This window comes from Bradyrhizobium sp. LTSPM299 (assembly GCF_000938235.1).
Classification (GTDB): domain Bacteria; phylum Pseudomonadota; class Alphaproteobacteria; order Rhizobiales; family Xanthobacteraceae; genus Bradyrhizobium.
Genome location: NZ_JYMU01000049.1, coordinates 1 through 12,726, shown reverse-complemented (window position 1 = coordinate 12,726; position 12,726 = coordinate 1). Strand labels below are relative to the sequence as shown.

11 protein-coding genes are annotated in these 12,726 nt (G+C 65.6%); 6 read left to right on the top strand and 5 right to left on the bottom strand.

The features are described from left to right. Positions 1-30 precede the first annotated feature (30 nt). From UP10_RS23195 to UP10_RS23185, 3 genes are all read right to left on the bottom strand, one after another. Positions 31-2,736, bottom strand: a complete 2,706-nt coding sequence (locus UP10_RS23195; RefSeq protein WP_082077227.1) for a ligase-associated DNA damage response DEXH box helicase — start codon at positions 2,734-2,736, stop codon at positions 31-33. A 90-nt stretch (positions 2,737-2,826) separates the two neighbouring features. Continuing rightward, entirely contained in the window at positions 2,827-4,053 is a 1,227-nt protein-coding gene (locus UP10_RS23190; RefSeq protein ID WP_044589580.1) for an ABC transporter substrate-binding protein, read from the bottom strand. A gap of 314 nt (positions 4,054-4,367) precedes the next feature. Continuing rightward, complete coding sequence (locus UP10_RS23185) at positions 4,368-5,294, bottom strand: class I SAM-dependent DNA methyltransferase (protein WP_044589579.1); 927 nt, start codon at positions 5,292-5,294, stop codon at positions 4,368-4,370. A 55-nt stretch (positions 5,295-5,349) separates the two neighbouring features. On the opposite strand from UP10_RS23185, the gene UP10_RS23180 reads away from it, so the two are divergent. From UP10_RS23180 to UP10_RS23165, 4 genes are all read left to right on the top strand, one after another. After that, positions 5,350-6,402, top strand: coding sequence for a ligase-associated DNA damage response exonuclease (locus UP10_RS23180; RefSeq protein ID WP_044589578.1), 1,053 nt, complete (start codon positions 5,350-5,352; stop codon positions 6,400-6,402). After that, a complete protein-coding gene (locus UP10_RS23175; RefSeq protein WP_044589577.1) occupies positions 6,399-8,051 on the top strand; it encodes a cisplatin damage response ATP-dependent DNA ligase in 1,653 nt (550 codons plus the stop codon). Before UP10_RS23180 ends, UP10_RS23175 begins: the two co-directional genes overlap by 4 nt. An 87-nt stretch (positions 8,052-8,138) precedes the next feature. Beyond that, positions 8,139-8,444: a DUF6460 domain-containing protein gene (locus tag UP10_RS23170; protein WP_044590054.1), complete on the top strand. Its 306-nt coding sequence runs from the start codon at positions 8,139-8,141 to the stop codon at positions 8,442-8,444. A 136-nt stretch (positions 8,445-8,580) separates the two neighbouring features. Further along, positions 8,581-9,924, top strand: a complete 1,344-nt coding sequence (locus UP10_RS23165; protein ID WP_044589576.1) for an MATE family efflux transporter — start codon at positions 8,581-8,583, stop codon at positions 9,922-9,924. Here the strand turns inward: UP10_RS23165 and UP10_RS23160 are convergent. Together UP10_RS23160 and UP10_RS23155 are read right to left on the bottom strand one after the other, a co-directional pair. After that, a complete protein-coding gene (locus tag UP10_RS23160; RefSeq protein WP_044589575.1) occupies positions 9,896-10,993 on the bottom strand; it encodes a quinone-dependent dihydroorotate dehydrogenase in 1,098 nt (365 codons plus the stop codon). The two genes, UP10_RS23165 and UP10_RS23160, sit on opposite strands and share 29 nt — an antisense overlap. Continuing rightward, positions 10,990-11,334 carry a DUF952 domain-containing protein gene (locus UP10_RS23155; RefSeq protein ID WP_197086884.1) on the bottom strand — a complete coding sequence of 115 codons (345 nt, stop codon included), beginning with the start codon at positions 11,332-11,334 and terminating at the stop codon, positions 10,990-10,992. The genes UP10_RS23160 and UP10_RS23155 overlap by 4 nt, the downstream gene beginning before the upstream one ends. Positions 11,335-11,629: 295 nt before the next feature. Between UP10_RS23155 and UP10_RS23150 the strand changes: the two genes are divergently transcribed. Beyond that, positions 11,630-12,283, top strand: coding sequence for a S24 family peptidase (locus UP10_RS23150; protein WP_044589573.1), 654 nt, complete (start codon positions 11,630-11,632; stop codon positions 12,281-12,283). A gap of 200 nt (positions 12,284-12,483) precedes the next feature. Next, positions 12,484-12,726, top strand: a 243-nt coding sequence (locus UP10_RS23145; protein WP_502692180.1) for a transposase, incomplete at its 3' end; no start/stop codon positions are given.

Genomic DNA, 12,726 nt, shown 5'->3' with positions numbered 1-12,726 from the left:
CGCGCTAGCCGTCACATCCTGTTCCCAGCGTTACGTCGTCGCCTCCCGCACGAGTTCCTCGGCTGCTTCGGCCAGAAGTTCGTCGGATGCTTCGCCATAAACTGACTCGCGGCCGATTTCCAGCAGCACGGGGACCGCGAGCGGGGACACGCGGTCGAGGTCCTTGTGGGTGATTCGGCCGTGGATGCGTGACAGCATGTCGCCGAGGCGGCGGAGGTCGAGCAGGCCGGTGGCGGCGTCGGCGCGGGCGGTGCGCAGCAGCACGTGGTCGGCCTGGTGCTTGCGTAACACGTCATAGATCAGGTCGGTCGAGAACAGCACCTGGCGGCGGGATTTCTCCTCGTCGGTGAAGCGGCGCGCGATCAGGCCGGAGATGATGGCGCAGTTGCGGAAGGTGCGCTTCATCAGCGCCGACTCCGCCAGCCACGCCTCGAGGTCGTCGCCGAGCATGTCAGGATCGAACAGCGCGTCGAGATCGAGCTTGCCGTGCCGAATCATGAAGGAGAGATCGCCGACGCCCCACACCGCGAGCGCATATTCATTGGCGACGAAGCCGAGCGGCCGGGCGCGACCTCGTTCCAGCCGGCGCGTCAGGAGCATGCCGAGCGTCTGGTGGGCGAGCCGACCCTCGAACGGATAGCAGACCAGATAATGGCTGCCGCCGCGCGGAAAGGTCTCGACCAGCAGCTCCCGCGCCGCCGGCACACGGGAAAATTTTCGTTGCAGCGACAGCCAGTCATGAACCTGGTCCGGCAGCGCGTTCCAGGCACTGCGGTCATCGAGCAGCTTGCGGACGCGATCGGCGAGATAGGTCGAGAGCGGGAACTTGCCGCCCATGTAGGACGGCACTTTGGCGTCCTTGTCATTGGCGCGGGAGACATAGACCTGGTCCTCGACCAGCGCCTCGTAGCGCACCACTTCGCCGCCAAACACAAAGGTGTCGGCGACCACGAGGCCCTCGATGAAGGCCTCCTCGATCTGGCCCAACATCCGCCCGCCGCGCGCGATCGCGCCCGTCGAACCGCTGCCGCCGGCGCGCGAGCGCACCAGCCGCACCTTCAGCATGGTCTCTTCGACGATGGTGCCGACGTTGAGGCGATAGCTCTGCCGCACCTTCGGATTGGCGACACGCCAGCGGGCCTGCTTGTTCGGCTTGATGCGCGCGAAACGCTCATAGGTCTTCAGCGCGTAGCCCCCGGTCGCGACGAAATCGACGACGTCGTCGAAGTCGGTGCGCGCAAGGTTGGCGTAGGGCGCCGCGGTCTTGACCTCGGCGTAGAGCTCATCCGACAAAAACGGCTCGCCGCAGGCGCAGCCGAGCACATGCTGGGCCAGCACATCGAGCGCGCCGGTGCGCAGCGGCGGCGTATCCTGCGCATTCTCGGCGATGGCATCGATCGCGACGGCGCATTCCAGCACCTCGAAGCGGTTGGCCGGCACCAGGACCGCGCGGGAGGCCTCATCAAGACGGTGATTGGCGCGGCCGATCCGCTGCATCAGCCGCGATGAACCCTTGGGCGCGCCGATATTGATGACGAGGTCGACGTCGCCCCAATCGACCCCGAGGTCGAGCGAGGAGGTGCAGACCACACCGCGCAGCCGACCTGCCGCCATCGCCTCCTCGACCTTGCGGCGCTGCGCGACGTCGAGCGAGCCGTGATGCAGCGCGATCGCCAGCCCATCCTCGTTGATGCGCCAGAGATCCTGGAACAGCATCTCGGCCTGGCTGCGGGTGTTGACGAACACCAGCGTGGTCTTGTTGCGCTTGATCAGCTCGTAGACCTCGGGCAGCGCATGACGCGCGCCGTGGCCCGACCACGGCAGCCGCTCCCTGGTGTCGAGCATCTCGACAACAGGCGGCGCGGCGCCGCCGGCGATGACGACATCGGCGGACGCGCTCTCGCCACCCGGCTGTGGCACCAGGAAACGCGCGAGCTGCTCGGGCTCGGCAACGGTCGCCGACAGGCCGATGGCGCGCACTTGTGGTGCGATTGTCCAGAGCCGCGCGAGCCCGAGCGACAGCAGATCGCCACGCTTCGAGGTGACCAGCGCGTGCAATTCGTCGAGCACGATCCGCTTCAACGAGGCAAAAAGATAAGGCGCATCGTCGGAAGCCAGCAGCAGCGCGAGTTGCTCCGGCGTGGTCAGCAGGATATCCGGCGGATAGCGCCGCTGTCGCTGCCGCCGCGACACCGGCGTATCACCGGTCCGGGTCTCGATCTTGATCGGCAGCCCCATCTCGGCGACCGGTGTTTCCAAGTTGCGCGCGATGTCGACCGCGAGTGCCTTCAAGGGCGAGATGTAAAGCGTGTGCAGGCCGCCGGTGCGCTTCACACTCCGGCCGGTGGACAAAAGGCCTGTTCTTTGCTGATCCCTGGCGCTCGCTGGTAGAGCTCCCTCCCCGCTCAACTCCACCAGCGTCGGCAGAAATCCCGCCAGCGTCTTGCCGGCGCCGGTGGGCGCGATCAGCAGCGCGGAGCGGTCCTCGCGCGCCCTCGCCAGCAGCGCCAGCTGATGGTCACGCGGCGACCAGCCACGCGCGGCAAACCAATCGCGAAACCGGCGCGGCAGCAGGTCGGCCGTTTCCGACGGCGGGACGGAGAAGAGATCGAGCGTCGACACGCCCAAGAGGTAGGTCGTTGCAGTGGGTTCGTCGAGGGTGGAGGCCTCACTGGAGCCACGCCCCCCTCCACGTCGTCCCGGCGAAGGCCGGGACCCATAACCACCGCTCTCCATGATTTAGAAGGCTGCGGCCCCAGCGTCACGCCACAAGATGCATTCGGGGTAATGGGTCCCGGCCTTCGCCGGGACGACGTGGGAGTAACCCTACTCCATCACGGGCTTGTCGGAGATGCTCCAGTCCTTGCCATCGAAGATCGAGATGTAGAGCGTCTTCATCGGTGTGTAGTCGTCGGGGGTGTAGCTGTAATTGACGCCGTCGAGGAAAAACGGCGAGTGGTAGCCCGCGAGCGTGGTGGCCTGCTTCAACACATTGGCGCGGGTCAGCTCGTCGCCGCATCGGCGCAGGATTTCCGCCATCGACGCCACCTGGCCATAGCCAGCAAAGGCGATCGTGTTATCGGGATCGACATTGGGCAGATATTTCTTGCGCAGATCCTCGAACGCCAGCGAATCGGGATCCTTCTCCCAGTGGCCAGGTCCGGCTTCCTTCGAATAGCGGATCGCGACGATATCCTTCGCGTTCTCGAAACCCGCAGCGCTCAGGATCGAGCGGCCGGTCGAGCCCGCCGACAGCAATTGCAGCGGCTTCCAGCCGAGCTCCGCGACTTTCCGGATCGACTGCGACGTCGCCTTGCCGGTGCTGATATTGTAGAAGACATCGGCGCCCGACTTCGAGAGGTTGATGAGCTGCGAATCGACCGTCGGATCGGTGAGATCGTAGGTCTGCTCCAGGATCACCTGCGCGGTGCCCCCGGCATCGGCCAGCACCTTCTTGAAGGGACCGAGGAAGTCGCGGCCGAAATCGTCGTTCTGGTAGAGGATGCCGACCTTGGCATTCGGCTTCACACCGACGACGTGTTTCGCCAGGATGCGCGCCTCGGTCGGATACAGCGGCAGACCCGCCATGGTCCATTTGTTGTTCTTCGGGTCGTTCCACTTCGAGGCGCCGGTGTTGAGCAGCAGCTGCGGCACGCCCTTGGAATTGAGATATTTGTGCACGGCGGTCTGCGGCGCGGTGCCGAGCGAGCCGTAGAGCGCCAGCACCTCCTCCTGCTCGACCAGCCGGCGTGTCGCCTCGACGCATTTCGGCGCGCTATAGGCGTCGTCCATGGTGAGGAATTTGACCTTGCGGCCGTTGATGCCGCCCTTCTCGTTCAGCATCTGGAAATAGGCTTCGCCGACCCGCCCCAACACGCCATAGAGCGAGCCCGGACCGGAATGCGGCACGGTCTGGCCGAGCTTGATCTCGGTGTCGCTCGCGCCCGGATCGTATTTTGAATCGGCGGCCCGGACGAAGGGCGCCGGCAGCACGGAGGCTGCGATGGCCGACAACGCGGTGGCGCCGAACTGGCGCCGTGTCTGTTTTTTCATTGTTTCTCTCCCTGGGGAGCAGGCTCGCATTCCGCCTCGCGCCGGGCAAGCGCGAAGTCACGGCGTCGCGGCGCAATGCCGCGGGACGGGAAATGGGTAGCGTGTAGACCCAAGTTTTGGTCGCGACGGCGGTGGTCGCACATTCATCCTCCCCTGGAGGGGGAGGATCGACGCGAATGCAATGAGCGGCGAGGTGGGGTGAAAGTCCCTCCACTCGGGCACTGCGCGTGCTGTGGGACTTTCACCCCACCCCGCCTCACTTCTCGCTCCGCTCGATGTGAGCCGACCCTCCCCCTCCAGGGGAGGATGAAAGGTTACGGCTTGATCGCGACCGCGACCAAGCCGGGGGCCGGGATGTTATCTTCGTTGCGGGCCGAGAGGTCTTCGAGCTGGGCCAGGATCAGCCCGGCCGCGGCAACGGCCGCGCGGACACAAGCCGCGCTATGCGCGTAGCGCAGCCCGTCGCCGACGATGACGCCCTCGCCGTCATGGGTCTCCGTTGTGAACGCAATCACGCCGCCCGCGACCAGCACGCGCCTCGCCTCCGCGAGCACGGGCCCGAGATCGGCGACATAGATCATCGCATCCGCGGCAAGGATCAGTTCCGCACTGGCGTCAGGCTTGCTCGAAATGCCCATCAGCATGTCGGCGATCTCAAGCTCGGCATAGAGGCCGGTCGAGCGCGCCTTCTCGATCATGCGCGACGAGATGTCGATGCCGGTGAAGCGGTCGACATTCGTGGCGAATGCGCCCGCCGCCAGACCGGTGCCGCAGCCGAGATCGATCGCGTGCTTGAAGAAGGCCGGCTTCTTGGCGGATGCGCGCACCGACAGCACGGCCTTGAACAGCAGCGCCGGGCCGCGATAGTCGAGATCGCCGACCAGGGCTGACTCGAAGCGCGGCGCATATTGATCGAACAGCGTCTGCACATAGGCCGCCGGCATCGCGCTGACAGCCTCGGCGCCGAGTTGCATCAGGCGCAGGCTGGCGCCGTGATGATCCCCGGGATCGGCATCGCGCGCGGCAAGAAAGGCTGCGATGGCCGCCTCGCGCTGGCCGAGCTGCTTACGGATCTCGCCCAGCGTGAACCAGGCGGACGCGAATGCCGGCGCGCGCTCGATCGCCTGTTCGAGCAGGTCCGCGGCGGCCACCAGGTCACCCTTCAATTGCAGGTCGCGCGCGAACTCATAGCGGCGGTCGGCGACGAGATCACCGGAGGACAGGAACAGGCGCGCAGGCATCTTGCAAAGACCGGTCTGGACTCGAACGAAGCTCAAGCCGGCCTATATACAGGAGATGCGCCCGCAAGACATCCTGATGCCCGTTCCAGCCGGCCTCGCCTGCAAGCCCGGCGGCTTCCATATCGATCCTGTGCGGCCGGTCGAGCGCGCGCTGATTACCCACGGCCATTCCGACCACGCCCGCCCTGGCCATGGCGCTGTTCTCGCCACCCAAGAGACGCTCGACATGATGCGGCTGCGCTATGGCGAGGATTTTGCCGGCTCGACGCAAGCGGTCGCTTACGGCGAGGAAATCAGGCTCGGCGACGTCACCGTGACGTTCCACCCCGCGGGCCATGTGCTGGGCTCGGCGCAGATTGCCGTGACCTGCAAGGACACCCGCATCGTCGCTTCCGGCGACTACAAGGACGCGCGTGATCCGACCTGTGCGCCGTTCGAACTCGTGCCCTGCGACGTCTTCATATCAGAGGCGACCTTCGGCCTGCCGGTGTTCCGCCATGGCGATGCGGCAGATGAGGTGAAGAAGCTGCTGGCGTCGGTCAAACTGTTTCCGGAGCGCGCGCATCTGGTCGGCGCCTACTCGCTCGGCAAGGCGCAGCGCGTGATGGCGCTGCTGCGCGAGGCCGGCTACGACGCGCCGATCTATCTGCATGGCGCGATGGAGAAGATCACCACTTATTATCAGGAGTGCGGCATTCCGCTCGGCGAACTCAAGCCCGCGCGCGGCATGAAGAAGGCCGATCTGGCCGGCACCATCACGCTGGCGCCGCCGAGCGCGACATCCGATGTCTGGACGCGCCGCTTTCCCGATCCGGTCACCGCCTTTGCCTCGGGCTGGATGCGGGTGCGCGCTCGCGCCCGGCAGGGCGGCATCGAACTGCCGCTGGTGATCTCTGATCATGCCGACTGGGACGGCCTGACCGCGACAATTGCCGCGACCGGCGCCGGCGAGATCTGGGTCACCCACGGCCAGGAAGACGCGCTGGTGCATTGGTGCAAGACCAAGGGTCTTTCGGCGCGGCCGCTCGATCTCGTCGGCTATGGCGATGAGGATGAAGGCGAGGCAGTGGCCGGCGAGGCCCAGCCCGCCGGCGAGGCCGACGCATGAACCGTTTTGCGCAGTTGCTGGACCGCCTCGCCTACGAGCCCGGCCGCAACAACAAGATCAAGCTTTTGGTCGCTTACTTCCGAGAGACCGAGGACCCCGACCGCGGCTATGCGCTGGCAGCATTGACCGGCGCGCTGTCGTTCAAGCACGCCAAACCGGGATTGATCCGCGACCTGATCACGGAACGCACCGACCCGGTGCTGTTCGGGTTGTCGTATGACTATGTCGGCGATCTCTCGGAGACGGTGGCGCTGATGTGGCTGAAGGCCGAGTTGCCCGCCCACAACAACCCACCCCCACCAACCCTCACCGAGGTCGTCACAACACTTCGCACGCTCGGCAAGGCCGAGTTGCCGGCGCAGCTCGCGCGCTGGCTGGATGAGCTCGACGAGACCGGGCGCTGGGCATTGCTAAAGCTCGTCACCGGCGCGATGCGGATCGGGATTTCGGCGCGGCTGGCCAAGACCGCGGCGGCGGCGCTCGGCGACAAGGACGCGCACGAGATCGAGCTGATGTGGCCGGGGCTAAAGCCGCCCTATCTCGACCTGTTCGCGTGGCTGGAAGGCCGTGGCGACAAGCCCGTCAACCGCGATCCTGCGCCATTCCGCCCGGTGATGCTGGCGCATGCGATCGAGGATGCGGACTTTGCCAATCTCACTGCAGCCGATTTCAGCGCGGAATGGAAATGGGACGGCATCCGCGTCCAGGCGGTGGCCGGCCGTGACGAGCATGGCCAGATCCAGGCGCGGCTCTATTCGCGCACCGGCGAGGATATCACCGGCAGCTTCCCCGACCTTGTCCCGTCGCTGCACCTGCCCGGCGCGATCGACGGTGAATTGCTGGTGCTGCGCGATGGCCGGGTGCAGACCTTCAACGTGCTGCAGCAGCGGCTGAACCGGAAAATCGTCTCGCCAAAACTGATCAAGGAGTTTCCGATCCATCTGCGCGCCTATGATCTGCTGGGCGACGACGACAACGATCTGCGCGAGCTGCCGTTTGTGGAGCGCCGCGCGCATCTCGAAAGCTTCATCGCGAAGCTGAACGATCCGCGGATCGATTTGTCGCCGACGGTTCCGTTCGCGAACTGGGAGGAACTGGCGGCGGCGCGTGCCGATCCGAAAAGCGCCGGCGCCGGCGACGATGCCGACGCGGTCGAGGGCGTGATGCTGAAGCGGCGCGACGCGCCCTATCTGCCGGGACGGCCGAAGGGGTCATGGTGGAAGTGGAAGCGCGATCCGCACATCATCGATGCCGTGCTGATGTATGCGCAGCGCGGCCATGGCAAGCGCTCGTCCTATTATTCCGACTACACGTTCGGCGTCTGGACCCGTGGCGATGCGGGCGACGAGCTAGTGCCGGTCGGCAAGGCCTATTTCGGCTTCACCGACGAGGAGCTGTTGCAGATCGACCGCTTCGTCCGCCGCAACACCACCGAGAAGTTCGGTCCCGTCCGCCATGTCGTGCACGAGCCGGATCAGGGCCTGGTGCTGGAGGTCGCGTTCGAGGGACTGCAACGCTCGCCGCGGCACAAATCCGGCGTCGCGATGCGGTTTCCCCGCATCAGCCGGCTGCGCTGGGACAAACCGCCGCGCGAGGCCGACCGGCTGGAGACGCTTGAACGGATGTTAATGACCATGACCGCGAGTTAATTCCGCAGCCATTGACCGCAGTTCACGGGTTCCCCATCTGCCTCGCCGTGACGTATAATGCGCGGGCGATTCCGCCAGGAGACAGAGATGCAAAACGACGTCAGAGACCTGCCGGCCGGCAACACCGACGGTCTGCACCGCTTTCTCGGCGGTTCGCCGCTCGCGGTGGCGTTCCGGCTGATCCTGCTGTCGATCCTGGTCGGCGTCGTGCTCGCCGCCATCGGCTTCGATCCCTGGAACATCCTCCACAGCATCCGTATGCTGTTCCAGCGGATCTGGGATTTCGGCTTCGATGCGGTCAACTGGGCCTGGCGCTACTTCCTGCTCGGCGCCGTGATCGTGGTCCCGATCTGGCTGCTGTCGCGGCTGTTCGGCACGCCGCGCGGCCGCTGACGAGAGCGTGCGGCCGATGAAATTGCGATTTGTCGGCTGCCCCACTTCTTCGCGATCACATTGCTCTGAGAACAATTCCAGCATGGCCGCGCGACGGATGACGCGATAGAAGCCTGCATCCCTCACAATTGTAGCCATGCACGCGCCCGTTCATCCAAAAATCACGTCGCGCCAGGTGTTCACCATCGCAGGTCCCGCGATGGTCGCGAACCTGACCACGCCGCTGATCGGCATCGTCTCGACCACGGCGATCGGCCGCCTCGACAATGCCGCGCTGCTCGGCGGCGTGGCGATGGCCTCGGTGATCTTCGATTGCCTGTTCTGGCTGTTCGCATTCCTGCGCATGAGCACGCTGGCCTTCACCGCGCAGGCGCTCGGCGCCGGCGAGACGCAGGAATTCTCGGCGATCCTGGTGCGCGGCTTCATTGTCGCCGGCCTGATCGGTACCGCGTTGATCGTGCTGCAAGTGCCGCTCGCGGCCGCTACCTTCGACCTGATGGGCGGCAGCGAGGGCGTGACACGCGCCGCGAAGATCTACTTCATGATCCGGATCTGGTCCGCGCCGCTGGCGCTCGCCAATTACGTCATCCTCGGCTGGCTGGTCGGGCAGGCCCGCGCCAATCTGGCGCTGCTGCTGCAGATCGTGATCAATGTCATCAACGTGGCTGCCACCGTTGTTCTGGTGTCCTACTCCGGAGCCGGCATCGCCGGGGCCGCGACCGCTGCCGTGCTCGCCGAAGCGGTCGGATTCGCGCTCGGCATCGCCGTTGCATGGCGGGTTGCGCAAACAGGTTTTGCGGTTCCGCGCGCGGTCCTGTTCGATCGCGTCAAGCTGATGCGCATGCTGGCCGTCAACCGCGACATCATGATCCGCACCGCGGCGCTGATCGTCGCGTTCCTGTTCTTCACCGCGAAGGGCGCGCGCGCTGGCGACGTCACGCTGGCGGCCAATTCGGTGCTGAACAATTTCCTGCTGGTCTCGGCGTTCTTCCTCGACGGCCTCGCCAACGCCGCCCAGCAGCTCTGCGGCCGCGCCTTTGGCGCCCGCGACGCCAGGGGCTTTTCCGATTCGACCCGGCTGGTGCTCATCTGGGGCGTCGGCTTTGCGCTCATCGTTTCGGTGCTGTTCGCGCTGCTTGGCCCAGCCCTGATCGACCTGATGACGACCAGCGATGCCGTACGCCGCGCGGCGCGCGACTTCCTGCTGTTTGTTGTTCTCGCACCGCTGCCGGGCGTGTTCGCGTTCGGTTTCGACGGCATCTATGTCGGCGCCACCTGGGCGCGCGAGATGCGCAATCTGATGCTGCTGTCGCTGGCGATCTTCTTCGCCATTTGGTGGGCGACGCGCTCGTTCGGCAATGCCGGACTGTGGACCGCGATGATCGCTTTCTACGTCGCGCGCGGCGGATTACAGGGCGCGCGCTATCCGGCTCTTTTCAGGAAGACGTTCGTTACCTCACCGGCCAGTCCTCGGCGGTGATGGTCGCCGCATCGGCGCCGACGATCTCGGAGAGCGAATCGCGTCCCGTCCGCAGCAAGGTCGACGACAGGTCGCGCTTGATGTCCTCGACGAGGCCAATGCCCTTGTAGACCAGCGACGAATAGAGCTGGATCAGGCTGGCGCCGGCGCGAATTTTGGTCAGCGCGGCGCCGCCGGAGTCGATGCCGCCGACGCCGATCAGCGGAAATGCGCCCTCGACGCGCACAAACGTCTCCGCCACCATCCGCGTCGAAAGACGAAACAGCGGCCGGCCCGACAGGCCGCCCTGCTCCTTGGCGCGGTTCTCCTCGCGCAACGTCGAGGGCCGCGCCAGCGTGGTGTTGGCTACGATCATGCCGTCGACGCGGCGCGAGCGCGCGATGTGCACGACATCATCGAGCTCGGCGAGGCTGAGATCCGGCGCGACCTTCAGCAGGACGGGCGAATCCCCGGCGTTCTTGCGCACCCGCTCGCGGGTGTCGATCACGCGCGACAGCAGATCGTCGAGGGCTGCCGATTGCTGCAGATTGCGCAGGCCCGGCGTGTTCGGCGAAGACACGTTGACGGTGAAATAGCTCGCCACCGGCGCAAACGTCTCGATCAGCTTCACATAGTCGGCGACGCGATCGGGCGAATCCTTGTTGGCGCCGACATTGACGCCGACGATGCCGCCGTGGCCGGCGCGCGAGGCGAGCCGCCGCAGCACTGCCTCCGCGCCATCATTGTTGAAGCCCATGCGGTTGATGACGCCCTCGTCGCGCTCAAGCCGGAACAGCCGCGGCCGCGGATTGCCGCTCTGAGGTATCGGCGTCACCGAGCCGATCTCGACAAAGCCGAAACCGAGCCGCAGCAGCGCGTCAGGCACTTCCGCACTCTTGTCGAAGCCCGCCGCCATGCCTATCGGATTCGGGAAGTTCAGCCCGAAGGCGCGCACCGCGAGCTTCGGATCATCGCTCCGCTGCCGGATCGGCGGCAACAGCTTCAAGCCCTGGATCGCCATGCGATGGGCATCTTCGGCGTCGAACCAACGCAACAGCGGCAGCGAGAAGGCGTCGAAGGCGCGAATCACGGCTTGAGCTCCGGAACGTCGTGACCGCCGTCGGAGCGGGCGCGCAGGCTAAGGATTTCGATCACCGCACCGAGGTCGAGCTCGCCATAAAGGTGCGGGAACAGCTCGTCATTGCGCGACGGCTCCCAGCGTAGCGCGTCGCCGAGTGCGTCCAGATCGACCGCGACCAGGAACAGGCCGGTTTGCCCCTGGTAGTGCTTGCGCACGGTCTCGGCGACCTGGGACGCGGTTGAAAAATGGATGAAGCCGTCGCGTTTGTCGTCCGCACTGCCCCGGTATACGCCCTGCCGCTCGGCCTCGCGCCAGGCCGAAGCGGGGGTGATTTTGTAGATCATAGGCACGTGCTGGCGTTCCCTTTTGTCCTTGAGTCTCTTGGGATTTTGTCCGGATTTGGCGGGGATAACCCCAGACGACACCGGGCGAGCCAGCGACCGTATCGGCGGCAGCGCCGCAACTCAAGCGGCTGAGCCGCAACACAGAGAGCGTTTTCGAGCGAAGTGGATCCCGGTTCGCGTGAAGAAAACGCGTCAAAACAAGAATCTGGAGCCGTTCCGGAACGGAGCGGCTCCAGAGCAGAATTGCGGAAGCTGCCCGATTGAGGCAATAATTCCTAAAGTTCCACAGGGAACGTCCTCGATGGTCAAACAGCCAAAGGCCCCGCGACCGCTGACCCACGGCCAGGTCTGGAGCGCACTCGACCGGCTCGCCGAACGCGCCGGCCTGTCGCCATCCGGCCTCGCCAAGCGCGCCGGCCTCGACCCCACCACCTTCAACCGGTCCAAACGCGTCACCGGCGGCGGCCGCGAGCGCTGGCCGTCGACCGAATCGGTCTCGAAGGCGCTGGCCGCGACCAACGCCTCGATCGACACCTTCGTGCAGTTGATCGGTGACGGCGGGCGCACCGGCCAGTCGGTGCCGCTGCTCGGCTTCACCCAGGCGGGCTCGAGCGGCCATTTCGACGACAGCGGTGCTCCCATCGGAAAGGGCTGGGACGAGGTGGCGCTGCCCGCTGTGAGCGACGAGCACGCCTATGCGCTGGAGATCGCGGGCGATCAGATGAAGCCCGCCTATCGCGAGGGCGACATCATCGTGGTGTCGCCGGCAACCGCAATCCGCCGCGGCGACCGCGTGGTGGTGCGGACGTCAGGCGGCGAGGTGATGGTGAAGGAACTGAAGCGCCGCACCGCCAAGGTGCTGGAGCTTGCCTCGCTCAATCCGGATCATCCAGATCGCATGCTCGATGCCGAAGACGTCGCGTGGATCGCGCGGATCGTGTGGGCGAGCCAGTAGCTGGGCGAGCTGCTGCCACACTATTGGTGTCGTCCCGGCGCAGGCCGGGACCCATAACCACCGCTCATTATGCTTGAGCACGCTGGGGCCACAGCGCGCCTTAACAACACAACCCTGTGGTTATGGGTCCCGGCTTTCCAGGCTGTGTGAAAACCTGATCGGCTATTGTTGTCGGGATCGGGCTTTGATTCGAGGTTATGATGGCGCATGTGACGGGCCAGTCGCGGTATCAAACGACGCTTTTTCCTGAGGTTCTGGACGAGGTGGTGGGGCGCGACGATCCGGTTCGGGTGATCGATGCGTTTGTAGATGCGCTGGCTCTTGCGGAGTTGGGATTTTCGAAGGCTGCGGCCGAGGAACTGGGTCGGCCGCCCTATGCGCCGGGCGACCTGCTGAAGCTTTACATTTACGGCTATTTGCACCGGGTGCGGGCGAGCCGTCGG

What these genes read in the sequence shown, in the direction of transcription:
- UP10_RS23195 (WP_082077227.1), bottom strand. Translation starts at nt 2,736, where the DNA reads ATGGAGAGCGGTGGTTATGGGTCCCGGCCTTCGCCGGGACGACGTGGA.
- UP10_RS23150 (WP_044589573.1), top strand. Translation starts at nt 11,630, where the DNA reads ATGGTCAAACAGCCAAAGGCCCCGCGACCGCTGACCCACGGCCAGGTC.
- UP10_RS23170 (WP_044590054.1), top strand. Translation starts at nt 8,139, where the DNA reads ATGCAAAACGACGTCAGAGACCTGCCGGCCGGCAACACCGACGGTCTG.
- UP10_RS23190 (WP_044589580.1), bottom strand. Translation starts at nt 4,053, where the DNA reads ATGAAAAAACAGACACGGCGCCAGTTCGGCGCCACCGCGTTGTCGGCC.
- UP10_RS23175 (WP_044589577.1), top strand. Translation starts at nt 6,399, where the DNA reads ATGAACCGTTTTGCGCAGTTGCTGGACCGCCTCGCCTACGAGCCCGGC.
- UP10_RS23180 (WP_044589578.1), top strand. Translation starts at nt 5,350, where the DNA reads ATGCGCCCGCAAGACATCCTGATGCCCGTTCCAGCCGGCCTCGCCTGC.
- UP10_RS23165 (WP_044589576.1), top strand. Translation starts at nt 8,581, where the DNA reads ATGCACGCGCCCGTTCATCCAAAAATCACGTCGCGCCAGGTGTTCACC.
- UP10_RS23185 (WP_044589579.1), bottom strand. Translation starts at nt 5,294, where the DNA reads ATGCCTGCGCGCCTGTTCCTGTCCTCCGGTGATCTCGTCGCCGACCGC.